The following is a 25,003-nucleotide window of genomic DNA, read 5'->3' as shown; positions in this document are numbered from 1 at the left end:
CTGAGAAGGGTTTTCGGGCATATGGCGCAGTCATTCCAACTATCGAGTGAATAAAACGACTTTTGCCACGGTCTTTCTGCCACCCGTCAATGGATATAGGCGAACCGACAGGTTCGTCCTGATTAAACCCATGGTGCCCTGTGTGCCAGGAATGAGGTGGCTGATGGCGGTCATATCGAAGACGACGGTGCGCATCGCGGCTGCGGTGGCGCTGGCGGCGATAGCCGGCTGCGCCGCGGCGACCCAGGACGGGCCCCCGAAGAGCACGACCGAAGGGCGCGCGGCGCCCGGCAAGGCCCCGGCCGCCCGCCCGCTCCGCCTGATAGGCGACGGCTCCACCGCGTACACCGGGGCGCAGCCCCACCAACCACGGCCGGCCCGCCTCAAGCCGGGCATGAGGCCACCGCAGTTCGTGGTCTTCTCCTGGGACGGCGCCGGTGAGGACGGCCAGAAGCTGTTCTCCCACTTCCGTGCCGTCGGCAAGAAGTACGGCGCGACGATGACGTACTTCCTCAGCGGCGTCTACATGCTCCCCAGCGACAAGGCGGAGCTCTACGAACCGCCCGGCCACACGACCGGCGCCTCGGCGATCGGCTTCAACGACGTCCAGGGGATCAAGGACACCGTGGCCCAGATGCGCGGCGCCTGGGAAGACGGCAACGAGATAGGCACCCACTTCAACGGCCACTTCTGCGGCCGCAACGGGGTCGGCAGGTGGACGCCCGAGCAGTGGCGCAGCGAGATCGAGCAGGCCGTGTGGTTCGTCCGGAACTGGAAGAGCAACTCCGGCCTCAGGAACGAACCGCCGCTCCCCTTCGACTACGCCAAGGAACTGGTCGGCGGCCGCGCACCCTGTCTGGAGGGGCAGCGCAACCTGATACCCGCGGCCAAGGAGATGGGATTCCGCTACGACGCCAGCTCGGCGGGCGGACTGCAGACCTGGCCGCACAAGACCGACGGGATCTGGAACTTCCCGCTCCAGCAGATACCGTTCCCCGGCCGGAACTTCGAGGCGCTCTCGATGGACTACAACTTCCTGGCCAACCAGTCCGGCTCCACCCACGGCGACCGTGCGATGCACGCCATCTGGGGCCAGCAGATGCGCGACGGCATCCTGGACGCCTTCGAGCGTGCCCACCGCGGCAACCGCGCTCCGCTCTTCGTCGGCGACCACTTCGAGTCCTGGAACGGCGGCACGTACATGAAGGCCGTCGAGGAGGCGATCAAGGAGATCTGCCCCCGCAGGGGCGTGCGTTGCGTCAGCTTCAAGCAGTTGAGCGACTGGCTGGACGCCCAGGACCCGCAGGTGCTGGCCAAGCTCCAGGACCTGCCGGTGGGCCGGGCGCCGGAGGACGGCTGGGGGGCGTACCTCTCCGGTGCTCCGGAAGCGTCCGCTCCGGCGCCGGCGGCCCGGATCACGCCGGTTGCGGAGTAGCCGCTGCTCCCTCGAAGAGCACGAAGGCGGGGTCGACCTGGGCCGCCAGGTCGGCCCCCGTCTTGGCGTTGCCCCAGCTCTCCGCGTTCTTCAGGTGGAAGTGCACCATCTGGCGCGTGTAGCGCTCCCAGTCGCGGTGCCCGTAGGCCGCGTCGGCGGTGTCGTGCAGCGCCTCCAGGGCGCGGCGGTTGGCCTCCTCCAGGAGGGCGAAGGGGGCGGGGCGGCCCTTCTCCATGGCCCGCACCCAATCGGAGTGGCCGACGCAGACCAGCAGGTCCTCTCCCACCTCGGCGCGCAGGTACGCCAGGTCCTCCGGGCCCTGGACCTTGTTGCCGATGACCTTCAACGGGACGCCGAAGTCCTGGGCGTACTCCTTGTACTGGCGGTAGACCGCGACGCCCTTGCGGGTCGGCTCGGCGACCAGGAAGGTCATGTCGAAGCGGGTGAACATGCCGGAGGCGAAGGAGTCGGACCCGGCGGTCATGTCGACGACGACGTACTCCCCGCGGCCGTCGACGAGGTGGTTCAGGCACAACTCGACCGCGCCGACCTTGGAGTGGTAGCAGGCCACGCCCAGATCGGACTCCGTGAACGGCCCGGTGGCCAGCAGACGCACCGCCCCGTCGTCGAGCGCCACGGCCCGGGCGCAGGCGTCGTAGACCGGGTTGTCCTCGCAGATCCGCAGCAGTCGCGAGCCCTCGCCGGGCGGCGTCGTCTTGATCATCGTCTCGGTGGACGGGATGCGGGCGTTGCTGCCGCGCAAGTAGTCCTTGATCAAGGGGAGGTGGGCCCCCATCGCGGGCAGTGCGGCGGCCTCCGCCTCGTCCATGCCGAGCGCGACGCCCAGGTGCTGATTGATGTCGGCGTCCACCGCGACGACGGGGACCCGGGCCGCGGCGAGGTGCCGGATGAACAGGGAGGACAGGGTGGTCTTGCCGCTGCCGCCCTTGCCTACGAAAGCGATCTTCATGTTCAGCAGGCTAGGTGTGGCCAACCTCTCGGAGGGTGGTTTACGTGAAGAAGACCACTCCTTCGAGGGGTCCGGCCTGGTGGTGCGTAGGGTCGACGCATGGCTGGAATCTCCCGGGGGACGCCCCCCGAACCTCCCCAGGCGAGCACCGACCCGCTCGCGGCGCTGGCGTCGCTCCCGGGGGTCGCGGACTCCGTCGACTCCGTCCGCAAGGCCGTCGACCGGGTCTACGGGCACCGGATCATGCGGCGCCGCAGCACCGAGATCACGGCCGAGGCGGCCCTGCGCGCGGCGCGCGGGTCCGCCGCGCTGTCCGGGGCCGACTGGGCGCTCGAAGAGATCCGGCGGCGCACCGACTTCGGTGACGGCAGCGAGCCGCGCACGGTCGGCGCGGCGCTGCGGTTGACCGCCGAGGCGGGCCAACTGCTGAGCGTCTGGCGGCAGTCGCCGCTGCGCGTGCTGGCCCGACTCCACCTGGTGGCGGCCGGTGGCGGCGTGACCGACGACGCCGTGGGCCGGCCGCGGCTGGGTGCCGAGCCGGTGGACGAGCCGCTGGTCGAACTGCCGTTGCCGGACGCCGACGAGGTGGCCGGCCGGCTGGACGGGCTGTCGCGGCTGCTGCTGGCGGGCACCGGGGCGCCGGCCCTGGTGGTGGCCGCCGTGGTGCACGGCGAACTACTGGCGCTGCGGCCCTTCGGCTCGTACAACGGGCTGGTGGCGCGGGCCGCGGAGCGGATCGTGCTGATCGACAGCGGGCTGGACCCGAAGTCGATCTGCCCCGCCGAGGTCGGGCACGCGGAACAAGGGGGCGCGGCCTACGTGGCGGCCCTCCAGGGCTACGTCTCGGGCACCCCGGAGGGTGTGGGGGAGTGGATCGCCCATTGTGGGCGCGCGGTCGAACTGGGCGTGCGGGAGAGCACGGCGGTCTGCGAGGCGCTACAGCGTGGCGCGGCCTGACGGCGCGGTGCCCGGTCCCTGACACGGGTTGCGGCGGTACCAACCCTTCGGTACCGCCGCTGGCACGTCCACCGAGTTACCAGGCGTGCTCGAATTTTGCCCATCAGGTCGGATTCGTTGTCCGCTTACCTGGTGCGGCTGGCCCGTAATCGACGGGTCGGCGTCGCGTGGGTGCTCGGCATTCATGCGTCGGTCCGTGGGCCTGATGCGTTAAAGGCGTTCCTCTCGGATGTCCTTGGTCTCGCGGGCCGTTAAGTCCTTTGTACTACTCGTGGCGGGTGAGCGGAAGCCCAGCTTCCAGATCTTTACGTTTAGCCGCAAATGCGGGCAATACGGCGAGGCGATTCTTTCCGGTATTGCGGCGGCTGCTGGCGTACCAGACCAGGGTCGCGGTGGCGGCGGCCGCACCGATCGCGGCGACGGCGGTGATCACCGGACGGGACGGCATCGACAGCGTGGGCAGCCGCTTCTTGAGGGGGACCGGTCGGTTGAAGGTGACCACCGGCCAGCCGCGGGCGGTCGCCTCGCGGCGCAGCGCCCGGTCCGGATTGACCGCGCAGGGGTTGCCGACGGTCTCCAGCATCGGCACGTCGGTGATCGAGTCGCTGTAGGCGTAGCAGCGCTGGAGGTCGTACCCCTCGGACGCGGCGAGTTCCCGGACGGCCTCCGCTTTGGTCGGCCCGTAGGCGTAATACTCCACCTCTCCGGTGAAGCGGCCGTCGTCCCCGACCACCATTCTGGTGGCCACCACCCGGTCCGCGCCCAGGAGTTCGCCGATCGGCTCGACGACTTCGGCGCCGGAGGTGGAGACGATGACGACGTCCCGCCCGGCCGCGTGGTGTTCCTCGATGAGCGAGGCCGCTTCGTCATAAATGATCGGGTCGATGAGATCGTGCAGCGTTTCGGCGACGATCTCGCGGACCTGGGCCACATCCCAGCCGCGGCACAGCGACGAGAGATATTCGCGCATCCGCTCCATCTGGTCGTGATCTGCGCCGCCCGCGAGGAACACGAACTGGGCGTACGCGGTGCGCAGTACGGCCCGCCGATTGATCAGGCCGCCTTGGTAGAAGGACTTGCTGAAGGTCAGCGTGCTCGACTTTGCAATCACGGTCTTGTCCAAGTCGAAGAACGCGGCAGTACGGGGAGTCGAGTGAGGCACGGAGTGGTTTTCCACGGGGCGAGCATAGGCGCCCACCATTCGGCGTAAGGTGTGGCGCGTGGGTTTGCCTGAGAAGGCTCTCGGGTACACCATGGAAGTCACGGATCGTTCGCGACCGTGCTAACCCGGTCCGGCTCCTCCCCCCCCCGAGTCGGCCGTGGGGACGACCCCCGCTCTCCCCCCCGGCGGGGGTCGTCGCATGTCCGGATGCCTTTTCTGGCGCGAGTCCTTGATCCAGCGCGGTTCCGCGCATCTCTGGCGTCCGATTCTGACATGCATATGCCACTACTCAGGGTAGTCGTCGGACTGCTCTGCGGAGGCTTCTCATGCGCCCCAGAAGTGGCCGTTCGTCGCTGGAATAGGTGACGGGGATATTCACAACCGCGGAGTTGTCCACAGTTTTGGGTCAAGATCCACGGAGATTTCCCGATCGCTGCACCGTAAAAGTCCGCGAAGTTCGCGGAAGCGCGAGTTGCGTAGCGATAGGGGGACAGAACGTGCCCGGATCAACTACTTCCGACCAGCTGGTGCGAAACGGTGGAGAGCGGGACCGGCCGCTGCTGGTCACCGAGGACGAAGAGCTCCTCGACGACCTCCTGCGGCTGTGCGCGGCGGCCGGGGCACTGCCCGAAGTGGCGCACCGCCCGCCCCGTCGCACCGCGGAATGGCAAGCGGCGCCGTTGGTGGTGGTCGGTGCGGACTGCGCCGACCGGCTGTCCGGCGCGGGGCGCCGGGCGGGCGTCATCATCGCCGGCCGGGACGCGGACGACGTCGCCGTACTGCGCCAGGCCGTCGCGGTCGGGGCGGAGCGGGTGCTGGCTCTCCCCGACGGCGAACGCTGGCTGGTGGACCGGATCGCCGACGCGGTCGAGGGGGCGGGGCCGCCCGCCCTGACGGTCGGGGTGATCGGCGGGCGCGGCGGCGCCGGGGCGAGCACCCTCGCGGCGGCACTGGCCGTCGCCGCCGCCCGCACCGGGGAGCGCACCCTGCTCGTGGACGGCGACCCGCTCGGCGGTGGGCTCGACGTCCTGCTCGGTGGTGAACAGGAGAAGGGGCTGCGGTGGCCGGCCTTCGCCGAGTCTCGCGGGCGGGTGGCGGGCGGTGCGCTTGCCGAGTCGCTGCCCCGGCTGCACTCCTTACGGGTGCTGAGCTGGGACCGCGGTGCGGAGGTGGCCATCCCGCCACCGGCCATGCGGGCGGTCCTGGCCGCGGCCCGGCGGCGCGGTGGAGTGGTGGTCGTGGACCTGCCGCGCCGGGTCGACCGGACGGTGGCCGAGGCACTGGCGCAGGTGGACGTCGGGCTGCTGCTCGTCCCGGCGGAGCTGCGGGCGGTCGCGGCGGCGCGCCGGGTCGCCGACGGGGTCCGGGCGGAGCTCGGCGACGTCCGGGTGGTGGCTTGTGGACCTCCCGGCTCGGGGAGCGGCGGCCGGCCGACGGCACAGGAGGTCGCGCGCCTGGTGGGCCTGCCGCTGGCGGGCGAACTCCCGTGGGAGGCGGGGCTGTCGGAGGACCTGGCGCGGGGGCGGGTGCCCGGAGGCCGGGCGCGGGGGCCGCTGGCACGGTTCTGCGCCGGGTTCTGGACGCGGGTGCGGGCCGCTGGTCCCGATGCGGCGGCCTTGGGCGCGGACCGCGGAGCCGCATCTGAGCCGGGAGGTGTGGCGGAATGAGGCGGCGGGCGACGGGTGCGCGGTGGAGCCGGGGGCGGACGGCCGGTCCCGGGGGCCGGACGTCCCCGGGGCGCTGCGGGCCACGGTTCGGTGACTGGTGGCGGGACGGGCTGCTGTGCGGGGCGGGGTGGTGGTCCCGTAGGAGCGGCGGCGGGCCCGTCGCGGCCGGGTGGGTCGTGGTGGCGGCCGGCTGTGGGGGTGCGCGATGAGCCGGGAACTCCTGGAGGTGGTGCGCCGGCGGCTCGCCGAGGCCGGGGCGGAGCCGACGCCGGCCGGGGTGGCGGTGGCGCTGCGCGCGGAAGGCCGCCTCCTCGGGGACGCCGAAGTGCTGGGCGTGGTAAGCGCGTTGCGGTCGGAAATGGTGGGCAGCGGGCCGTTGGAGCCGCTGCTGGCCGCACCCGAGGTGACAGACGTGCTGGTGACCGCGCCCGACGCGGTGTGGGTCGACCGGGGCGGCGGACTGGAGCGCACCGACGTCCGCTTCCGGGACGCGGCCGAAGTGCGCCGGCTGGCCCAGCGGTTGGCGGCGGTCGCCGGACGGCGGCTGGACGACGCCCGGCCGTGGGTGGACGCCCGCCTTCCGGACGGGACGCGGCTGCACGCCGTGCTGCCCCCGGTGGCGGTCGCCGGCACGTGCCTGTCCCTGCGGGTGCTGCGACCTCGGGCGTTCGCCCTTGCGGAGCTGGTGGCGGCGGGGACGGTTCCGCCGGGCGGGGACCGGCTGCTCCGGGCGCTGTTGGCCGCCCGACTGTCGTTCCTGATCAGCGGCGGCACGGGCTCCGGCAAGACCACGCTGCTCAGCACGTTGCTCGGGCTCGTCGGACCGGACGAGCGGATCGTGCTGGCGGAGGACTCGGCGGAGCTGCGGCCGGACCACCCCCACGTGGTGCGGCTGGAGACCCGGCCCGCCAACCAGGAAGGCGCCGGTCGGGTGACCCTCCGGGACCTCGTGCGGCAGGCGTTGCGGATGCGACCGGACCGACTGGTGGTCGGTGAGGTCCGCGGCGCAGAGGTCACGGACCTGCTGGCGGCGCTCAACACGGGCCACGAAGGGGGCAGCGGCACCGTCCACGCCAACGCCGCGTGCGACGTGCCGGCCCGTCTGGAGGCGCTGGGGTGCACCGCCGGGTTGGACCGGGCGGCCCTGCACAGCCAGTTGGCGGCCGCGTTGTCCGTCGTGCTGCACCTCGTGCGCGACCGGGCCGGGCGGCGGCGGATCGCCGAGGTCCATGTCCTGGAGCGGGACCGCGACGGCTTCGTGGTGACCGTTCCGGCGGCGATGTGGAGTCCGCGCGGGTTCCAGGAGGCGCGTGGCTGGGGGCGGTTGGCCCGGCTGTGCGAGAGGGGCGGCGAGGGGTGTTGAGGGCCGGGGCGGGGCTGATCGCGGTCGTGGCCTTCGTGGGGTGCGCGGTGGTGCCGGTGCGGCGGCTGCGGCGGGCCCACGCCCTGCGGCGGCGGGCGGCGGTGGTCCTGAAGGACACCGGGGCGGTGTCCGCCGGGGCGGGGCTGTGGCGGTGGTGTGCCGGGCGGATGGTCGCCGGTGAGGCGGGGCGGCGGTGGCGGCTCGGGCGCCGCTGCGAGGTCGGGTCGGAGGTCTGGTGTCTGCCGGCCGGCGTCGCGTTGGGGGTCCTGGGGCGGTCGGTGCTGCCGGTGGTGGCCTCGGTCGCGGCGCTGTTCGTCGTACGGCGGTGGCTGGTCGGGCGGGCGCGGCAGCGGGCTGCGGACCGGCGGGCGGCGGCGGTGATCGGGTTCTGCGCGGCGGTGGCGGGGGAACTGCGGGCCGGCCGGCAGCCGCACCTGGCCCTGGTCACGGCCGGGGCGACGGGACTGGGGGAAGCGGGACCCGCGGTGGTGGCGGCCGCGCGGTACGGCGGGGACGTCCCCGCCGCGCTGCGGGCGGCGGCGCGGCAGCCGGGCGCCGAGGGGCTGACCGGCGCAGCCGCGTGCTGGCAGGGGGCGGTGGAGGGCGGCGCGGGGCTGGCCCTGGGACTGGAGCGGATCGCGGCCGGGCTCGCCGCGCGACGCGACCAAGGAGAGGAGTTGCGGGCCCAGTTGGCCGGGCCGCGGGCCACCGCCCTGGTGCTGGCGCTGCTGCCGGTGGGCGGACTGCTGATGGGCGGTGCGCTCGGCGCCGATCCGCTCCGGGTGCTGCTGCACACCCCGGCCGGGTGGGGCGTTCTGGTCGTCGGCGGGCTACTGGAGTGGGGCGGAGTGGCGTGGACGGCCCGGATCGTCGCCGAGGCGGCGGGGGTGGGGAGATGAGCGGGAGGTGGGTGTGGTGAGCCCGGAAGTTGTCCACAGGGTGGGGATGGCGGTGCTGGCCGTGGCGACGGTGCTGTGCGCGGCGGTACTGGCGCGGCGGGTACGGGCCGAGCAGGCCGTGCGGCGGCGGGTGCCATTGGTGCTGGAAGGGGTGGTGAAGGGGCCGTACGGCGGCCAGGAGGGCGGAAGCGGGCGTCCGCGGTGGAACGTCCGGGGGCGCTGGCGCGGGCGCCCAGCGGCCCGCGAGGACGATCGGCGGGCCGGGCGGCTGCGCGAGTGGGGCGGGCCCCTGGCGGCGGCCGGAGGGACGGCTGTCCTCCTGGGTGGCGTCACCGGGGTGCTGCTGGGGTTGGTGGTGGGCTGGGGCGCGTACTGCTGGCTGCGGTGGCAGCGGGCCGCGGCTGCCGGCCGGACCGCGACGGCGCGGGTGGCCGCCGAACTCGCCCCCGCCGGCGATCTGCTGGCGGCCTGTCTGGCGGCCGGGGCCGGGCCACGGGAGGCCGCCGAGGCGGTGGGCCGGTCGCTGGACGGGACGGTCGCCGAGCGACTGCGCCACATTGCGGCGGAGCTGCGCCTGGGCGGCGAACCGGCCGCCGTGTGGCCTCGGCTGGCGGAGCTGCCCGGTGCCGAGGCCCTGGCGAGGTGTCTGGAGCGTGCGGGCACCTCGGGAGCCCCGGCCGTCGAGCCGGTCTCCCGGATCGCGGCCGAGCTGCGCGCCGAGTGGGGCCGGACCGCGGCCGCGCGGGCCCGGCGCGCGGGGGTTTTGGTCACCCTCCCGCTCTCGGGGTGCTTCCTACCGGCCTTCCTGGTGCTCGGAGTGGCCCCGGTCCTGATCGGGCTCGCGGGCGGACTGCTGGGGGGTGACGGCGTGGGGTGAGGCGACGGCGCGCGACGACCGGATCGGTCTGGCGCGCGACTACAGGACCGGAGGGGCCTGGAGCCCGTGCGCAGCCCCGTGTTGCGCGGGGTGCCATGCGGCGCGGGGCTCGACGGGCTGCACACGTTCACGGATGCACAGGCGAATGCAGGGATTCCGAGGAGGCAGAGGATGTTCCGTCGATGGTGGGTGACGGTGCGCGCGGACGGCGTGGACCGCGGGATGAGCACCGCGGAGTACGCGGTGGGGACGCTGGCGGCGTGCGCGTTCGCCGCGGTGCTCTACAAGCTCGTGACGAGTGGACCGGTGGCCGCGGCGTTGCGGTCGGTGCTCCAGAGGGCGCTCGATGTGCCGTTCTGAGCGCCGCGGGCGGGCCCGGGCCGCACCGGCCGGCGCGGGCCCGCCGGGCGGGCGCCGGGCGCGGGATACCGGGTTCGTCACGGCGGAGGCGGCGGTGGTGCTGCCGGTGCTGGTGGCGGTGGCCGCGGCGCTGATCTGGGGGTTGCTGGCCGCCTGCGCCCGGATCGCCTGCGTGGACGCCGCACGGGCAGCCGCCCGCGCGGCCGCACGGCAGGAGCCACCGGTGCGGGTGGTTGCCGCGGCCCGCCAGGCGGCTCCCCGGGGCGCACGGATCGAGGTCTCGCGCGAGGGCGACCTGGTGCGCGTACGCGTCGAGGCCGCGCTGCCGGGGGCGGCCCGGCTGGCGTTACGGGTCGGGGGAGAGGCGGTGGCCCTTGCGGAGGAAACGGTGCGGTGACGCGGGCTCCGCCACGGTGTGGACGGTTGTCGCAGCGGCGGCGCTGTGCGCGGTCTTCGCCGCGTTGATGGCCGTCGGCCAGGCGGTCGCCGCCCGGCACCGGGCGGGCGCGGCGGCGGACCTGGCGGCACTGGCCGCCGCGGACCAGGCCCTCCGGGGCCCGGCGGCGGCCTGCGCCACGGCACGCCGGGTGGCCGTCGGGCAGCGGACCAGCGTGGTGCGCTGCGCGCTCGTCGGGCTGATCGCCGACGTGATGGTGGAGGCCGTCGACGGCCCGTTCACCTCGCGGGTGCGGTCCCGGGCCGGCCCCGGCACGGGCGGGCCGGAGGCCGGGGTGAACGGCGGCCCGGTGGCGTACGGCGGGCCCATGGCGGGCGTACGGCGATCCCCTGCCGGAGGCCCGGTCCGGAGCGCCGTCCGGCGCCCCGAAGCGTCCCGCTGGCCCACCGCGGCCGCCCGCAGCCCCGGCCGGTGCGCGGGGCTAACTGTCGCGCGGCGTGTCGGCCGGGTCGTCCGGTGCCCCGCGCAGCAGTTCCCCCAGCAGTCGGATGGCGCCCCGTTTGTGGAGCGGGTCGTTGCCGTTGCCGCACTTGGGGGACTGGATGCAGGAGGGGCAGCCGGCCTCGCACTCGCACGCGGCGATGGCGCTGCGGGTGGCGGCGAGCCACTCGGCGGCGGTGTGGAAGGCGCGTTCGGCGAAGCCCGCGCCGCCGGGGTGGCCGTCGTAGACGAAGACCGTGGGCAGCAGGGTGTCCGGGTGCAGGGGCACGGACACGCCGCCGATGTCCCAGCGGTCGCAGGTGGCGAAGAGCGGCAACATGCCGATGGAGGCGTGCTCGGCGGCGTGCAGGGCGCCGCCCAACTGCTCGGGGTTGACCCGGGCGGCGTCGAGCTGGTCCTCGGTGACCGTCCACCACACCGCGCGGGTGCGCAGCGTCCGGGGCGGCAGGTCGAGCTTGGTCTCGCCCAGGACCTCACCGGTGATCAGTTTGCGCCTCAGGAAGGAGACCACCTGGTTGGTGACCTCCACGGAACCGAAGCACAGCCGGGCGTCCCCCCAGGGCACTTCGGTGTCGGTCTCCAGGATCGAGATCGCCGTGGTGTCGCGGGCCGTCGTGGAGTAGGGCGGATTGGCCTCCTCCACGAGCGCGACGTCGTCCGCCAGGTCCAGGTGCCGGACGAGATAGCTGCGGCCCTGGTGGAGGTGGACCGCCCCGTCGTGGACGGTGGTGTGCGCCGCCGCGGCGTCGACGGTGCCCAGCAGCCGCCCGGTGCCGGCCTCGACGACCTGGACGGGCGAGCCGCCCTGGCCGCGGATGTCGGTGAGGTCGGCGGCCCGCTCGCGGCGCGTCCAGTACCAGGCGGAGGTCCGCCGGCGCAGCAGGTTCGCGGCCTCCAGCTGGGGCAGCAGGCCGGCGGTCTCCGGCCCGAAAAGCGGGAAGTCGGCCTCGGTGAGCGGAAGTTCGGAGGCCGCCGCGCAGAGGTGCGGCGCGAGCACGTACGGGTTGTCCGGGTCGAGCACCGTCGACTCGACGGGCTGGTTGAACAGCGCCTCGGGGTGGTGCACGAGAAAGGTGTCCAGCGGGTCGTCGCGGGCGACCAGGACGGCCAGCGCGCCCTGTCCGGCGCGGCCCGCCCGCCCGGCCTGCTGCCACAGGGAGGCGCGGGTGCCGGGATAGCCCGCTATGACCACGGCGTCGAGGCCGGAGACGTCCACGCCCAGTTCCAGGGCGGTGGTGGCGGCCAGCCCGAGGAGCTGCCCGCCGTGCAGGGCGCGTTCGAGGGCCCGGCGCTCCTCCGGCAGGTAGCCGCCCCGGTACGCGGCGATCCGACCGGGCAGCGACCGGTCCACCTCCGCCAGCCGCTCCTGCGCGATCAGGGCGATCAGTTCGGCACCGCGCCGGGACCGGACGAAGGCGACCGTCCGCACGCCCTGGACGGCGAGGTCGGTGAGCAGGTCGGCGGTCTCCGCGGTCGCGGTGCGGCGGACCGGGGCGCCCTGCTCGCCGTGGAGTTCGGTCAGCGGCGGCTCCCACAGGGCGAAGACCACCTCGCCGCGCGGCGAGGCGTCCTCGGTGATCTCGGCCACCGGCAGCCCGGTGAGCCGGGACGCCGCCCGGGCCGGCTCCGCGGCGGTGGCGGAGGCCAGCAGGAAGACCGGCTCCGCGCCGTAGCGGGCGCAGACCCGGCGCAGCCGGCGGATGACCTGGGCGACGTGGGAGCCGAAGACGCCGCGGTAGGCGTGGCATTCGTCGATGACGACGTAGCGCAGCGCGCGCAGGAAGGAGGACCACCGGGGGTGGGCCGGGAGGATGCCGCGGTGCAGCATGTCGGGGTTGGTCAGCACGTAGTTGGCGTACTGGCGGACCCACTCGCGTTCCTCGACCGGGGTGTCGCCGTCGTAGACGGCGGGCCGGACGGCCGTGCCGAGCGGGGTGGCCAGTTCGCGCACGGCCCGTCGCTGGTCTGCCGCCAGGGCCTTGGTGGGCGCCAGGTACAGGGCCGTGGCCCCCCGGCCGTTGGGCGCCTCGGAGCCGTCCAGGAGGGTGGAGAGCACCGGCGCCAGGTAGGCCAGTGACTTGCCGGAGGCGGTGCCGGTGGCGACCACGACCGATTCCCCGCGCAGTGCGTGTTCGGACGTGCGTGCCTGGTGGGCCCAGGGGCGATCGATTCCGGCCGAACGGATGGCGTCGATCACTTCCGGCCGGATCCGTGCCGGCCAGTCGGCATGGGTGCCGATGCGCGGGGGCAAGTGCTCCGTATGAGTGATGCGCGCAGCGCGGGTCGCGCCCCGGGCCAGACGGTCGAGAATCATGCCTGGGGAAGTGCGCGCGCCCGGATCCGGCGGGAGTCGATTGGAGGCCATCGGCACCGAGTGTGTCACCGGTGTGACGGACAATGCTCACAAGGCGTCGTGCACGCCTGCTGGTAAGTGATTGAATGCCATGGCGGCTGCCGATCCGCCCCTACCTCGGTGGGGAGGCCCCAGGGGGGCGACCGCTCGATAGCAAGGTGCTGGAGGATCCGTGGACCTGTCCCTGTCGACCCGGACCGTTGGCGACCGTACGGTCGTCGAGGTCGGTGGCGAGATTGATGTATACACCGCGCCCAAGTTGCGCGAGCAGCTGGTCGAGCTTGTGAACGACGGAAGCTACCACCTCGTGGTGGACATGGAACGTGTCGACTTCCTGGACTCCACAGGGCTCGGCGTCCTGGTTGGCGGGCTCAAGCGGGTGCGTGCCCACGAGGGTTCGCTGCGCCTGGTCTGCAACCAGGAGCGCATTCTCAAGATCTTCCGTATCACCGGTCTGACCAAGGTGTTCCCGATCCACACCTCGGTCGACGAAGCCGTCGCAGCAACTGACTGACGGTCGGCCGGTCCCCCGCGCCGTGGGCGCGGGGGTGGAAGGAGTGGGGGGTACCGGACGCTTTCGTCCGGCCCCCCGCGTTGCACGCCCGCATCACGAGGGGGATGGCATGGCCACCGTCGAACTGCGCTTCAGCGCCCTTCCCGAGCACGTCCGGACCGCGCGTCTGGTCGCGGCTGCCGTGGCACGGCGCGCGGGGGTGGACGAGGCCGTGCTGGACGAGGTGCGGCTCGCCGTCGGCGAGGCGTGCAGCCGGGCCGTGGGGCTGCACGAGAGCCACGGCATCACGGCGCCGGTGCGGGTGGTGCTGGTCGAGGACGAGAAGACGTTCTCGATCGAGGTGGGCGACGAGGTTCCCGGCTCCGGCGGGGCCGCCGCGGGCGGCGAGGCCGAGGGCGCCGGGGAGAGCGACGCCGAGGGCGAGGACGAGATGGGCCTCGCGGTGATCAGCGGGCTGGTCGACGACGTCGAGGTGTCCGCCGGTGAGAACGGCGGGCGGATCCGGATGAGCTGGCCCGCGCACCCGGCACCCGTACTGCCGTAGGGCGGTACGCGTACGCCCGTCGGGCGGAGGGCGCGGTGGTCGGCCCTCGTCCGTGGTGGGCGGTGAGCCCGTCGTCGTGCGGGTGGTTTCGGGGGTTCCCCCGGGCGCAGTGCGCCGTTCGTGTTCTTGAGCTGTCGCGTTTCCGCCTCGGCTGTTGGGTTCGCCCCTCCGCGGCACCGGTCGTTCGCGTGCTCAGGGGCGTGCCTCGCTCCCGGGATCTTGGGGTCCCGGTTTCCGGTGTGGTCGGGTGCGCGTCCGTGTGCGGCGAGCGCCGTGTACCCGGCTTCGTGTGGTGCGGGCCCCTGGTGTTGGTGGTCGTGCGGGGCGGCGTGGGGGCGGGCGGTGCCCAGGTTCGCCGGTGGTCATGTGTCCCGGAGGCGAACGGGCTCGTCCCGGGTGGTCGGCGGCGTCGTGGGCGACGTGATCCGGTCGGGATCTGACGGGCTGTCACCGCATTCTGGATGGTGCGGGAGGGGTCGGTGGGGCCTGCGTGGTGATTCCCGCGGAGCGGTCCGCGGCTCAATTCCCTCCGATTTCACGCCGGTCACAGCCGGATCGAGCCGGGGCGCGGGGTCGTTGAGCAGCGGGATCAGTAGGAAATGGAGATCATCGGTCGGGAGTCAGCGAATTCCTGGGTTTCCTCCGTCCGGGCGAATTCGTTGAACCCTCTGCCTTTTGATCTTCGCCGGGATCAGGCGAATTCCCTTTGCGGCGCCCTGTTTTGATCAACCGTGGCTCCCTACAATCCGTCAGCATCTTGCTCAGGACGCCTGAGCGTGCTTCCGCGCGCCCATGTGCCATAACGTCAAGGAGGACGAATGGCGGGGCCTTACACCCCTCAGTTGATGGACACCCCCACTTATCTGGCCGCACCTTCACTCACCGCGGGCAACCGCGGCATCGTGCTGGTGATCGCCGTCGTCGCCCTCGCCGCCCTGGCGGTCGCGGCGGTGCTGGTGCGCCAGGTGCTCGCGGCCGGTGAGGGTACCGACAGTATGAAGAAGATCGCGGCAGCGGTGCAGGAGGGCGCAAACGCCTACCTGGCACGGCAGTTGCGGACCCTCGGCGTATTCGCCGTCGTCGTGTTCTTCCTGCTCATGTTGCTGCCCGCGGAGAATTGGAGCCAGCGGGCCGGACGCAGCGTCTTCTTCTTGATCGGTGCGGCATTCTCGGCGGCCACCGGCTATATCGGCATGTGGCTCGCGGTGCGCAGCAATGTGCGTGTGGCGGCTGCGGCCAGGGAGGCCACTCCGGAAGACGGCGCGACCGAGCAAAAGGACCTTACGGCGGTCGCGCACAAGGCGATGAAGATCGCTTTCCGCACCGGTGGCGTCGTGGGCATGTTCACCGTCGGCCTCGGGCTGCTCGGTGCGTCCTGCGTGGTGCTCGTGTACGCGGTGGACGCCCCCAAGGTGCTGGAGGGCTTCGGCCTCGGCGCGGCGCTGATCGCGATGTTCATGCGGGTCGGCGGTGGCATCTTCACCAAGGCCGCGGACGTCGGCGCCGACCTCGTCGGCAAGGTCGAGAAGGGCATCCCGGAGGACGACCCGCGCAACGCCGCCACCATCGCGGACAACGTCGGCGACAACGTCGGCGACTGCGCCGGCATGGCCGCCGACCTCTTCGAGTCGTACGCGGTGACGCTGGTCGCCGCGCTCATCCTGGGCACCGCGGCGTTCGGCGACGCCGGGCTCGCCTTCCCGCTGCTGGTGCCGGCGATCGGCGTGCTCACCGCGATGGTCGGGATCTTCGTGGTGGCGCCGCGGCGGCGGGACCGCAGCGGCATGACCGCCATCAACCGCGGCTTCTTCGTCTCCGCGGGCATCTCGCTGGTCCTGGTGGCCGCCGCGGTCTTCAGCTACCTGCCCTCGCGCTACCAGGACCTGAACGGCGTGAGCGACCCGGAGATCCTCGGGCGCAGCGGCGACCCGCGGATGCTCGCCCTGGTCGCGGTCGCCATCGGCATCGTGCTGGCCGCCCTGATCCAGCAGCTGACCGGCTACTTCACCGAGACCAACCGGCGGCCCGTCCGGGACATCGGCAAGACCTCGCTGACCGGCCCGGCCACCGTCGTGCTCTCCGGCATCTCCATCGGCCTGGAGTCGGCCGTCTACTCGGCGGTGCTGATCGGCCTGGCGGTCTACGGGGCGTTCCTGCTGGGCGGCGCCTCGATCACGTTGGCGCTGTTCGCGGTGGCACTGGCCGGGACCGGCCTGCTGACCACCGTCGGGGTCATCGTCGCGATGGACACCTTCGGCCCGGTCTCCGACAACGCGCAGGGCATCGCCGAGATGTCCGGTGACGTCACCGGGGACGGCGCGCAGGTGCTGACCGACCTGGACGCGGTGGGCAACACCACCAAGGCCATCACCAAGGGCATCGCCATCGCGACCGCGGTGCTCGCGGCCTCCGCGCTGTTCGGCTCGTACCGGGACGCGATCGCCAACGCCGTGCGCGACGTCGGCCACGCGGCCGGTGGGCTGGGCCTGAGCCTGGACATCTCGCAGCCCAACAACCTGGTGGGGCTGATCCTCGGGGCCTCGGTCGTCTTCCTGTTCTCCGGGCTGGCGATCAGCGCGGTGTCGCGGTCGGCCGGAGCGGTGGTGTTCGAGGTGCGCCGGCAGTTCCGCGAGCGGCCGGGGATCATGGACTACACCGAGAAGCCCGAGTACGGGCGGGTGGTCGACATCTGCACCAAGGACGCGCTGCGCGAACTGGCCACGCCGGGGCTGCTGGCGGTGCTCACGCCCATCGCGATCGGCTTCTCGCTCGGCGTCGGGGCGCTCGGTTCGTTCCTGGCCGGCGCGATCGGCACCGGCACGCTGATGGCCGTCTTCCTCGCCAACTCCGGCGGCGCGTGGGACAACGCCAAGAAGCTGGTCGAGGACGGCCACCACGGCGGCAAGGGCAGCGAGGCGCACGCCGCGACGGTCATCGGCGACACCGTCGGCGACCCGTTCAAGGACACCGCGGGCCCCGCGATCAACCCGCTGCTGAAGGTGATGAACCTGGTCGCGCTGCTGATCGCACCGGCCGTGGTGAAGTTCTCGTACGGCCACGACAAGAGCCTCGGGGTGCGCGTCGCGGCCGCGGTGCTGGCGATCGGCATCATCGTCGTCGCGGTCTACGTCTCCAAGCGGCGCGGAATCGCCGTGGGTGACGAAGACAACAACTCCGAAGATCCCGAGAACGTCGCCAAGTCGACCGAGACGGCCGTGGCGTCCTGACGGGAAGGGCCGCTCTACCGGCCCGCAGACCGCTCAACGGGCGGGTGTACGGCGCTTCTTGCCCGCGCCGGACACCCGCCCGCGGCGTGCTCGGACGGCGCCGCGGTCCTTGGTGCAAATGGCTGCAATGCGGGCCGGGGCCGATGCCCGACCCATGGACCAGGCCGTTTGGACGTGTATGTTCCGGGGCCGAGAGCCATGGAAGGGACCAATCCGGTGAACAAGAAGCTCGTGGCTGCCCTGTCCGGCGGTGCTGCAGTCCTGCTCGCGCTGACCGGTTGCAGCAGCGACAACACTGACAAGCTCGACAACTGGGCGAAGTCGTTCTGCGACCCCGCGCAGGTTCCGTTCAAGCAGATCCAGGACGCCAACGCGGCCATGCAGACGGCCGACAGCGGCACCACGGACTCCAAGAAGGTCCAGCAGACCGATTCGGCGGCCTTCCAGAAGATCTCCGACGCGTACGCGCAGCTGGCCAAGTCCCTGGACAAGGCCGGGGCACCGCCGAACGAGGGCGGCGACCAGGCGCAGAAGAACGCGGTCAAGGAACTCAACTCCCTCTCCGCGGGGTACCAGGACCTCAAGAAGCAGGTGGACGCCCTCGACACCGGGGACAAGCTCAAGTTCGCGGACGGGCTGCGCAAGCTCTCCGACGGGATCAACAAGCTCAACGCCAAGAGCGAGCAGGCCTTCAAGAAGCTGGAGGCCGGCGACGTGGGCAAGGCGATGGCCCGTCAGAAGGGCTGCCAGAACCAGGGCGGGTCCAGCGGACCGTCGGCCGCGCCGTCCAAGAGCGCGTAGCGCGGGAGCCGGACCGCGGGGGCTCCCGCCGCCCGGCCACGAGCGCGGGCGACGGCCCGGCGACGCGCCCGAGACGGGCGTGGCGCCGGGCCGTCGCCGAATGTCGGTGGCAGGACCGACAATGGAGGGGTGACAACGCACCTCCCCACCGCAGATGCCCAGGACCCCGAGAGCAGCGCCCGCACCAGCCGGCTGCGCGAGGCGCTGCTGGCCGCCGCCTTCACCGCCGACGGACTGCTGGAGCTGCTCGGCGCGCCCGCGTACGCCGCGCTGGCCCGCAGCGAGACCGTTCCCGCGCTGCGCGCCACCCGGGGTGACGGACCGTTGGAGACCCTGGTGCGGCTGTTCCTGCTCCAGCGGTCGGTGCCCCGGGCGCAGGCGGCCGCGGTGCTGCCGGTGGCGGACTGCCTCGCCGACGGGTGGCTGGTGCCGGACGGCGACGCGGTGCGCGCCACGGTGGACGTGCGACCGTACGGCGGCCCCGACGGGCAGGACTGGTGGGTCGTCTCCGACCTCGGCTGCGCGGTCGGCGGGGCGGGCGGCATCCGGGGCGCGACGGGGGCGGACCGTGCCGAGCTGGTGCTCGGCGTCGGCGGGGCCTCCACGACGCTCGCCGGGATCACCGTGCGCCGCCCGGTCGCCAAGGCGCTGGACCTCGGCACGGGCTCCGGCATCCAGGCACTGCACGCGGCGCAGCACGCCACCCAGGTCACCGCCACCGACCTCAACCCCCGCGCGCTGCGGATCACCGCGCTGACGCTGGCGCTCTCCGGGGCCCGGCCGGCGGACCTGCGCGAGGGCTCGCTCTTCGCGCCGGCGGGCGAGGAGACCTACGACCTGATCGTCTCCAACCCGCCGTTCGTGATCTCGCCGGGGGCCCGGCTCACCTACCGGGACGGCGGGATGGGCGGCGACGACCTGTGCCGCACCCTCGTCCAGCAGGCCGCCGCGCACCTCGACGACGGCGGGTACTGCCAGTTGCTGGCCAACTGGCAGCACGTCGAGGGCGAGGAGTGGCAGGACCGGCTGCGCTCGTGGGTGCCGCGCGGTTGCGACGCCTGGATCGTGCAGCGCGAGGTCCAGGACGTCACCCAGTACGCCGAGCTGTGGCTGCGCGACGGCGGCGACCACCGCGCCGGCCAGGAGGAGTACGCGGCGCGGTACGACGCCTGGCTCGACGAGTTCGAGGCGCACAAGACCAAGGCCGTCGGCTTCGGCTGGATCACGCTGCGCAAGTCCGGCGCCGCGGACCCGTCCGTCACGGTCGAGGAATGGCCGCACCCGGTCGAACAGCCCCTGGGCGAGGCGGTGCTGCGCCACTTCGACCGGCAGGACTACCTGCGGTCCACCGACGACGCGGCGCTGCTGGCCGGGCACTTCCGGCTGGCCGACGAGGTGGTGCAGGAGCAGGTCGGGCTGCCCGGTGCGGAGGACCCGGAGCACGTGGTGCTCCGCCAGAACCGCGGCATGCGCCGGGCCACGAAGGTGGACACCGTCGGCGCCGGCTTCGCGGGCGTCTGCGACGGGTCGCTGCCCGCCGGGCGGATCCTGGACGCCATCGCGCAGCTCGTCGGCGAGGACCCGGTGCTGCTCCGGGACCGTACGCCGGCCGCGATCCGGATGCTGGTCGAGCAGGGCTTCCTGGAGCCGGTCGGCTGAGGCGTCCGGCGGGCGGCGGCGGGCGGCGTTCACGCGGCGTTCGTCCCGCTGCCGCACGCGGCTGGCAGGCTGCCCGCATGGACAGTGGGCCGGAGGCATTCGCGGGCGCGGCGTTCGCGCTGTTCGGCGGCGGGTTGCTGCTGTGGGCGGCGGTCTGCGTGCGGACCGGGCAGCCGGTGGCGGTGGGGTACGGCCGGGTGGCCGGGACGGTGACGGCGCTGCTGGCCGGGGCGGGATTCCTGACGGTGGGGTGCCGGCTGCTGGGTGCGTTGTGAGGGGACAACCGCCCTTACGGGCAGGGACGTTCAGTTCCGGCCAGGTTCGGAGAATTCGGCGGTTTCGACCGTGGAAGGGGAACCTCCGCTCGCGGGAGCCCGTATTCCTCAAAGAAGGTCATCCACCAGCTCATTGGCCCATCAGTGAGGAATCCGACATGAACCGTGCACTTCGCTACGCCGGTGTCGCCGCGGCCACCGTCGCCCTGCTCGCCGGCGGCTCGGCCGTCGCCTTCGCCGCCCAGGACGTCGTCCACACGCCCGCCCCGGTCGTGGCCACCGCGCCCGCGACCGCGACGCTGACCGCCAAGTCCAGCGCCACGACGGTCAACGCCTGGCAGGAATTCCGCATCACCGGCGCCGCCAAGGGCATCAAGTCCGGCACCAAGGTGGCGGTGCAGCAGAAGCAGGGCAAGAAGTGGGTGTCGCTGCCGGCCCAGGCACCGGTCAACGCCAACGGCAGCTACGCGATACGCGTCAAGCTCGGCATCAAGGGCGTCAACGAGCTGCGGATCGCGGCGGGGAACACCCTCTCCCCGGTCGTGAAGATCACCGTCCGCTGACGCACGACCCGTCGGCCGTCAGCCGATGAGGTTGCGGGCGACCATCCACACCGCGGCGGTGCCGAGCACCACGGCATTGCCGCGGGCGGTCAGCTTCAGTGGGAGGTGCCGCCCGCGCACCCCGGCGACCAGCCAGCGCACCAGGACGTAGGCGAGGGCGGGCACGCCGAGGACGAGCAGGGCGGCGTTGTCGTGGAAGGCCGTGACGACGTCGCCGTGCATCAGGTCGTACGCCAGCCGCGTCCCGCCGCAGAACGGGCAGAGCAGTCCGGTCAGCAGCCGGAACGGGCAGGGGAGCAGCAGTTGGCCGGGCTGGTGCGGGTCGGTGTGCCAGAGGTAGCCGGCGCCCAGCGCGGCGACGCCGAGCGCGAGCGACGCCCGGCGCAGGGTGCGCCGGCGGACCGCCGCGGGGCCGCCCGGTGGCGCGGGGCCGCCGGGCGGCGTCGGGTCGGTGGGCCCGGGCCCCGCGGGCTCGTCGGGGGGCCCGGGCTCGTCGGGGTTCACACGCTCAGCGACCTGGCGTAATGGACCTGGTTGAGGACGAACATGACCTGCTCACGCGACTGCACGGGGATCATCGTGGAGTGGTGCCGGCCCTGGCTGTTCACGGTGACCTGCACGAAGCCGGTCGTGGTGCGCTCCTTCATCAGGAGGAAGAGCAGCCCGAGCAGGCAGAAGAAGAAAAAGATGATGGCGAGGACGATCGCGTGCGTGGGGATCTTCTCCTCCGTGCGCGACATGTCGGTGGCCGTCCAGACCGCGCCCCGCAGCGGCATCGAACCGGCCGGGGTCATGACCGTGTCGCCGCTGACCGCGATGTCGCCGAGCGACAGCGTCATGCCGCCGACCGGCGGCTGCTGACCCGGGAAACCACCGGGCGGAGGCGGCGGCGGGGTGCCGGGCGGGAAACCGGGAGCGGGCGGCGGGCCGGCCTGCGGGTAGCCGTAACCGGGCTCGCCGGCGCCCCCGCCGTGCGGATAGCCGTAGCCCGCGCCGGGGGGCGGGCCGCCCTCGGGAGCGGCGTAGGGGTTCTGGCCGGGCTGGCCCGGCGGCTGTTCCGGAGGCGGTCCGGGGTACTGGTGCGCCATGGGTGTGGTTCCCCCCGAGGATCGTGATGACGACGGCAGCCGACCCGCCCGCGGGCCGTGCCGCCTCCATCCTGCCAGCCCGCTCACCCGCCGTATCACGGTGATGACGCCATCGGGAGCGACTTCGCGCCCGCCGTTCGGCCCCGTCGACGACGACGGCCGGACGGCGGGACGCACCAGGCGGTCACGCAGCGGAAGCAGGGCCAGGCCGGAGCGGGTGACCGGCCGTCCGCGGGGCCGCGGGGGCCCACCGCGGGCCGTGATCCACGGGCCGCCGCCGGAGGGCCGTGGGGGAGCGGCCGGAGCGGTCGGGGCGGCACGAAGGCATGTAGTCGGGTTACCGTTCGAGTGGCGTTGCGGGGTTTTTCCGTTTGACACGGGGGCGGGAGGTACCGTCACACTCCGCAGCGTCAAGCGTCACCGCAGTGCGCCCCGGGCGTCCGCCCCGGAAGGTTTTTCAGCGTCGACCGGAGAGAAGAGCGAAGTTGTCCCCGACCAGCGAGACCGCAGAGGGCGGCGGCCGCCGACTCGTCATCGTGGAGTCGCCTGCCAAGGCGAAGACGATCAAGGGCTACCTCGGCCCCGGCTACGTGGTCGAGGCCAGCGTCGGGCACATCCGCGACCTCCCCAACGGCGCGGCCGAGGTCCCGGCGAAGTACAAGGGCGAGTCCTGGGCCCGCCTCGGCGTGAACGTCGACGCCGACTTCCAGCCGATCTACGTCGTGAACACCGACAAGAAGGACCAGGTCAAGAAGCTCAAGGCGCTGCTGGCCGAGTCCGACGAACTCTTCCTCGCCACCGATGAGGACCGCGAGGGCGAGGCCATCGCGTGGCACCTCCAGGAGATCCTCAAGCCGAAGGTCCCGGTCCACCGGATGGTCTTCCACGAGATCACCAAGGACGCCATCCGCGAGGCCGTCGCCAACCCCCGCGAGCTCAACCAGAAGCTGGTCGACGCCCAGGAGACCCGCCGGATCCTCGACCGCCTCTACGGCTACGAGGTCTCCCCGGTGCTGTGGAAGAAGGTCATGCCGCGGCTGTCCGCCGGTCGGGTGCAGTCGGTGGCGACCCGCCTCGTCGTCGAGCGGGAGCGCGAGCGCATCGCCTTCCGCTCCGCCGAGTACTGGGACCTGACCGGCACCTTCTCCACCGGGCGGGCCGGCGACGCCAGCGACCCGTCGACGCTGACCGCCCGCCTGAACAACGTCGACGGTCGCCGCGTCGCGCAGGGCCGCGACTTCGGCCCCAACGGGCAGCTCAAGAACAGCGACGTGCTCCACCTGGACGAGGCGAACGCGCGGTCGCTGGCCGCCGCCCTGGCGGACACCGCGTTCGCGGTCCGCTCGGTCGAGTCCAAGCCCTACCGCCGCTCGCCCTACGCGCCGTTCCGCACCACCACCCTCCAGCAGGAGGCCAGCCGCAAGCTCGGCTTCGGCGCCAAGGCCACCATGCAGGTCGCGCAGAAGCTGTACGAGAACGGCTTCATCACCTACATGCGTACGGACTCCACCACGCTCTCGGACACCGCCGTCAGCGCGGCCCGGGCGCAGGTGACGCAGCTGTACGGCGCCGCGTACCTGCCGGACAAGCCGCGCACGTACGCCGGCAAGGTCAAGAACGCGCAGGAGGCGCACGAGGCGATCCGCCCCTCCGGCGACCGCTTCCGCACGCCCGCCGAGACCGGGCTGACCGGCGACCAGTTCAGGCTGTACGAGCTCATCTGGAAGCGGACCGTCGCCTCCCAGATGAAGGACGCGACCGGCAACTCCGTCACCGTCAAGATCGGCGGTCGGGCCGCGGACGGCCGGGACGCCGAGTTCAGCGCGTCCGGCAAGACCATCACCTTCCACGGCTTCCTCAAGGCGTACGTGGAGGGTGCCGACGACCCGAACGCCGAGCTGGACGACCGCGAGCGGCGGCTGCCGCAGGTCGCCGAGGGCGACGCGCTGGCCGCCCAGCAGATCACCGCCGACGGCCACGCCACCAAGCCGCCCGCCCGCTACACCGAGGCCACCCTGGTCAAGGAGCTGGAGGAGCGGGAGATCGGCCGCCCGTCGACGTACGCGTCGATCATCGGCACGATCCTGGACCGCGGCTACGTCTTCAAGAAGGGCACCGCGCTCGTCCCGTCGTTCCTCTCCTTCGCGGTGGTCAACCTCCTGGAGAAGCACTTCGGCCGGCTGGTCGACTACGACTTCACCGCCAAGATGGAGGACGACCTCGACCGCATCGCCCGCGGTGAGGCGCAGGCCGTGCCGTGGCTGCGGCGCTTCTACTTCGGCGAGGCCACCGGAGCCGGCGAGAGCGGCGCCGCGGACGCCGGCAACGGCGACGGCGACCACCTCGGCGGCCTGAAGGAACTGGTCACCGACCTCGGCGCGATCGACGCCCGGGAGATCTCGTCGTTCCCGGTGGGCGGCGGCATCACCCTGCGGGTCGGCCGCTACGGCCCCTACGTCGAGCGCGGCGAGAAGGACGAGGAGGGCCACCAGCGGGCCGACGTCCCCGACGACCTGGCGCCCGACGAGCTGACCGTGGGTTACGCCGAGGAACTGCTGGCCAAGCCGAGCGGCGACTACGAGCTGGGCATGGACCCGCACTCCGGGCACCAGATCGTGGCGAAGGACGGCCGCTACGGCCCGTACGTCACCGAGGTGCTGCCCGAGGGCACCCCGAAGACCGGCAAGAACGCGGTCAAGCCGCGCACCGCCTCGCTCTTCAAGTCGATGTCCCTGGACACCGTGACCCTTGAGGACGCGCTGAAGCTGATGTCGCTGCCGCGCGTCGTCGGCGCCGACGCCGAGGGCGTGGAGATCACCGCGCAGAACGGCCGCTACGGGCCGTACCTCAAGAAGGGCACCGACTCGCGCTCCCTGGAGCGGGAGGAGCAGCTCTTCACGATCACCCTCGACGAGGCGCTGGCGATCTACGCACAGCCCAAGCAGCGCGGCCGGGCCGCCGCCAAGCCGCCGCTGAAGGAGCTGGGCACCGACCCGGTCAGCGGCAAGCCCGTGGTGGTCAAGGACGGCCGGTTCGGCGCGTACGTCACCGACGGCGAGACCAACGCGACGCTGCGGCGGGACGACGACGTCGAGACGATCACGCCCGAGCGCGGCTACGAGCTGCTGGCGGAGAAGCGGGCCAAGGGGCCGGCGAAGAAGACCGCCAAGAAGGCGCCGGCCAAGAAGACGGCCGCGAAGAAGACCGCGGCGAAGAAGACCACCGCGAAGAAGACGGCGGCCAAGAAGACGACGGCCAAGAAGACCACCGCGAAGAAGACCGCGGCCACGGCGGCGGCCAAGAAGACGGCCGCGTCGGCCGAGGAGTAGCAGCACGGCCCGCGCCGGCCCGGTCCGGCGCGGGAAGAGGGCGGGCCGGCGGACACCTTTCC

The 25,003-nt window shown here is 72.8% G+C and carries 21 protein-coding genes and 1 pseudogene; 17 read left to right on the top strand and 5 right to left on the bottom strand.

The features are described 5' to 3' along the window. Positions 1-163 precede the first annotated feature (163 nt). The gene (locus tag ACJ6WD_RS24590) at positions 164-1,435 is read left to right on the top strand and encodes a hypothetical protein (protein ID WP_233660577.1); all 1,272 of its coding nucleotides are present in this window, start codon (positions 164-166) and stop codon (positions 1,433-1,435) included. Here the strand turns inward: ACJ6WD_RS24590 and ACJ6WD_RS24585 are convergent. After that, positions 1,416-2,405 (bottom strand): ATP-binding protein, encoded by a 990-nt coding sequence (locus ACJ6WD_RS24585; RefSeq protein ID WP_331249025.1) that lies wholly within the window; start codon positions 2,403-2,405, stop codon positions 1,416-1,418. The genes ACJ6WD_RS24590 and ACJ6WD_RS24585 overlap by 20 nt on opposite strands. Before the next feature lie 99 nt (positions 2,406-2,504). Here ACJ6WD_RS24585 and ACJ6WD_RS24580 point away from each other — a divergent pair, with 99 nt between their 5' ends. After that, positions 2,505-3,362 carry an oxidoreductase gene (locus ACJ6WD_RS24580; protein WP_233660579.1) on the top strand — a complete coding sequence of 286 codons (858 nt, stop codon included), beginning with the start codon at positions 2,505-2,507 and terminating at the stop codon, positions 3,360-3,362. A gap of 265 nt (positions 3,363-3,627) precedes the next feature. On the opposite strand, the gene ACJ6WD_RS24575 is transcribed toward ACJ6WD_RS24580, so the two are convergent. Then, the gene (locus ACJ6WD_RS24575; RefSeq protein WP_037636047.1) at positions 3,628-4,563 is read right to left on the bottom strand and encodes an HAD family phosphatase; all 936 of its coding nucleotides are present in this window, start codon (positions 4,561-4,563) and stop codon (positions 3,628-3,630) included. A 458-nt stretch (positions 4,564-5,021) separates the two neighbouring features. Between ACJ6WD_RS24575 and ssd the strand changes: the two genes are divergently transcribed. The 7 genes and pseudogenes from ssd to ACJ6WD_RS24540 form a co-directional block, all read left to right on the top strand. Next, entirely contained in the window at positions 5,022-6,191 is a 1,170-nt protein-coding gene (gene ssd, locus ACJ6WD_RS24570; RefSeq protein WP_407616492.1) for a septum site-determining protein Ssd, read from the top strand. 205 nt (positions 6,192-6,396) lie between these two features. Continuing rightward, entirely contained in the window at positions 6,397-7,554 is a 1,158-nt protein-coding gene (locus tag ACJ6WD_RS24565; protein ID WP_407616491.1) for a TadA family conjugal transfer-associated ATPase, read from the top strand. Further along, on the top strand, positions 7,548-8,453 hold the full coding sequence (locus ACJ6WD_RS24560) for a type II secretion system F family protein (RefSeq protein ID WP_407616490.1): 906 nt from the start codon (positions 7,548-7,550) through the stop codon (positions 8,451-8,453). Before ACJ6WD_RS24565 ends, ACJ6WD_RS24560 begins: the two co-directional genes overlap by 7 nt. A 16-nt stretch (positions 8,454-8,469) precedes the next feature. Next, positions 8,470-9,330: a type II secretion system F family protein gene (locus ACJ6WD_RS24555; protein ID WP_407616489.1), complete on the top strand. Its 861-nt coding sequence runs from the start codon at positions 8,470-8,472 to the stop codon at positions 9,328-9,330. 171 nt (positions 9,331-9,501) lie between these two features. Continuing rightward, entirely contained in the window at positions 9,502-9,690 is a 189-nt protein-coding gene (locus ACJ6WD_RS24550; protein ID WP_331249029.1) for a DUF4244 domain-containing protein, read from the top strand. Further along, positions 9,677-10,087: a TadE family type IV pilus minor pilin gene (locus tag ACJ6WD_RS24545; RefSeq protein WP_037633108.1), complete on the top strand. Its 411-nt coding sequence runs from the start codon at positions 9,677-9,679 to the stop codon at positions 10,085-10,087. Before ACJ6WD_RS24550 ends, ACJ6WD_RS24545 begins: the two co-directional genes overlap by 14 nt. Before the next feature lie 16 nt (positions 10,088-10,103). Continuing rightward, positions 10,104-10,337, top strand: a pseudogene (locus tag ACJ6WD_RS24540) (Rv3654c family TadE-like protein); the annotation flags it as partial. Positions 10,338-10,568: 231 nt separating this feature from the next. Here the strand turns inward: ACJ6WD_RS24540 and ACJ6WD_RS24535 are convergent. Further along, positions 10,569-12,953 carry a DEAD/DEAH box helicase gene (locus ACJ6WD_RS24535; RefSeq protein WP_407616488.1) on the bottom strand — a complete coding sequence of 795 codons (2,385 nt, stop codon included), beginning with the start codon at positions 12,951-12,953 and terminating at the stop codon, positions 10,569-10,571. 160 nt (positions 12,954-13,113) lie between these two features. Between ACJ6WD_RS24535 and bldG the strand changes: the two genes are divergently transcribed. The 7 genes from bldG (at position 13,114) to ACJ6WD_RS24500 (ending at position 20,524) form a co-directional block, all read left to right on the top strand. Beyond that, the gene (gene bldG / locus ACJ6WD_RS24530; protein WP_004571875.1) at positions 13,114-13,455 is read left to right on the top strand and encodes an anti-sigma factor antagonist BldG; all 342 of its coding nucleotides are present in this window, start codon (positions 13,114-13,116) and stop codon (positions 13,453-13,455) included. 109 nt (positions 13,456-13,564) lie between these two features. Further along, on the top strand, positions 13,565-13,999 hold the full coding sequence (locus tag ACJ6WD_RS24525; protein ID WP_016574356.1) for an ATP-binding protein: 435 nt from the start codon (positions 13,565-13,567) through the stop codon (positions 13,997-13,999). An 818-nt stretch (positions 14,000-14,817) separates the two neighbouring features. Beyond that, a complete protein-coding gene (locus ACJ6WD_RS24520) occupies positions 14,818-17,226 on the top strand; it encodes a sodium-translocating pyrophosphatase (protein WP_331249030.1) in 2,409 nt (802 codons plus the stop codon). A gap of 216 nt (positions 17,227-17,442) precedes the next feature. Beyond that, positions 17,443-18,027: a small secreted protein gene (locus ACJ6WD_RS24515; RefSeq protein ID WP_233660586.1), complete on the top strand. Its 585-nt coding sequence runs from the start codon at positions 17,443-17,445 to the stop codon at positions 18,025-18,027. A 129-nt stretch (positions 18,028-18,156) separates the two neighbouring features. Beyond that, the gene (locus ACJ6WD_RS24510) at positions 18,157-19,686 is read left to right on the top strand and encodes a methyltransferase (RefSeq protein WP_233660587.1); all 1,530 of its coding nucleotides are present in this window, start codon (positions 18,157-18,159) and stop codon (positions 19,684-19,686) included. A 77-nt stretch (positions 19,687-19,763) separates the two neighbouring features. Continuing rightward, entirely contained in the window at positions 19,764-19,961 is a 198-nt protein-coding gene (locus ACJ6WD_RS24505) for a hypothetical protein (RefSeq protein WP_016574360.1), read from the top strand. Between the two features lie 158 nt (positions 19,962-20,119). After that, the gene (locus tag ACJ6WD_RS24500) at positions 20,120-20,524 is read left to right on the top strand and encodes a hypothetical protein (RefSeq protein ID WP_407616487.1); all 405 of its coding nucleotides are present in this window, start codon (positions 20,120-20,122) and stop codon (positions 20,522-20,524) included. An 18-nt stretch (positions 20,525-20,542) separates the two neighbouring features. On the opposite strand, the gene ACJ6WD_RS24495 is transcribed toward ACJ6WD_RS24500, so the two are convergent. Then, complete coding sequence (locus ACJ6WD_RS24495; RefSeq protein ID WP_376447662.1) at positions 20,543-21,028, bottom strand: DUF2752 domain-containing protein; 486 nt, start codon at positions 21,026-21,028, stop codon at positions 20,543-20,545. After that, on the bottom strand, positions 21,025-21,612 hold the full coding sequence (locus ACJ6WD_RS24490) for a hypothetical protein (protein ID WP_233660590.1): 588 nt from the start codon (positions 21,610-21,612) through the stop codon (positions 21,025-21,027). The genes ACJ6WD_RS24495 and ACJ6WD_RS24490 overlap by 4 nt, the downstream gene beginning before the upstream one ends. Positions 21,613-22,097: 485 nt before the next feature. Between ACJ6WD_RS24490 and topA the strand changes: the two genes are divergently transcribed. Further along, the gene (gene topA, locus ACJ6WD_RS24485; RefSeq protein ID WP_233660591.1) at positions 22,098-24,941 is read left to right on the top strand and encodes a type I DNA topoisomerase; all 2,844 of its coding nucleotides are present in this window, start codon (positions 22,098-22,100) and stop codon (positions 24,939-24,941) included. Positions 24,942-25,003: the final 62 nt, after the last annotated feature.

This window comes from Streptomyces sp. VTCC 41912, assembly GCF_045799175.1.
GTDB classification, from domain to species: Bacteria; Actinomycetota; Actinomycetes; order Streptomycetales; family Streptomycetaceae; genus Streptomyces; species Streptomyces albulus_C.
This window is presented reverse-complemented; position numbering and strand designations above follow the sequence as displayed.

What these genes read in the sequence shown, in the direction of transcription:
- ACJ6WD_RS24505 (WP_016574360.1), top strand. Translation starts at nt 19,764, where the DNA reads ATGGACAGTGGGCCGGAGGCATTCGCGGGCGCGGCGTTCGCGCTGTTC.
- ACJ6WD_RS24575 (WP_037636047.1), bottom strand. Translation starts at nt 4,563, where the DNA reads ATGGTGGGCGCCTATGCTCGCCCCGTGGAAAACCACTCCGTGCCTCAC.
- ACJ6WD_RS24545 (WP_037633108.1), top strand. Translation starts at nt 9,677, where the DNA reads ATGTGCCGTTCTGAGCGCCGCGGGCGGGCCCGGGCCGCACCGGCCGGC.
- ACJ6WD_RS24585 (WP_331249025.1), bottom strand. Translation starts at nt 2,405, where the DNA reads ATGAAGATCGCTTTCGTAGGCAAGGGCGGCAGCGGCAAGACCACCCTG.
- ACJ6WD_RS24490 (WP_233660590.1), bottom strand. Translation starts at nt 21,612, where the DNA reads ATGGCGCACCAGTACCCCGGACCGCCTCCGGAACAGCCGCCGGGCCAG.
- ACJ6WD_RS24550 (WP_331249029.1), top strand. Translation starts at nt 9,502, where the DNA reads ATGTTCCGTCGATGGTGGGTGACGGTGCGCGCGGACGGCGTGGACCGC.
- ACJ6WD_RS24525 (WP_016574356.1), top strand. Translation starts at nt 13,565, where the DNA reads ATGGCCACCGTCGAACTGCGCTTCAGCGCCCTTCCCGAGCACGTCCGG.
- ACJ6WD_RS24590 (WP_233660577.1), top strand. Translation starts at nt 164, where the DNA reads ATGGCGGTCATATCGAAGACGACGGTGCGCATCGCGGCTGCGGTGGCG.
- ACJ6WD_RS24520 (WP_331249030.1), top strand. Translation starts at nt 14,818, where the DNA reads ATGGCGGGGCCTTACACCCCTCAGTTGATGGACACCCCCACTTATCTG.
- ACJ6WD_RS24535 (WP_407616488.1), bottom strand. Translation starts at nt 12,953, where the DNA reads ATGGCCTCCAATCGACTCCCGCCGGATCCGGGCGCGCGCACTTCCCCA.
- ACJ6WD_RS24500 (WP_407616487.1), top strand. Translation starts at nt 20,120, where the DNA reads ATGAACCGTGCACTTCGCTACGCCGGTGTCGCCGCGGCCACCGTCGCC.
- ACJ6WD_RS24580 (WP_233660579.1), top strand. Translation starts at nt 2,505, where the DNA reads ATGGCTGGAATCTCCCGGGGGACGCCCCCCGAACCTCCCCAGGCGAGC.
- ACJ6WD_RS24565 (WP_407616491.1), top strand. Translation starts at nt 6,397, where the DNA reads ATGAGCCGGGAACTCCTGGAGGTGGTGCGCCGGCGGCTCGCCGAGGCC.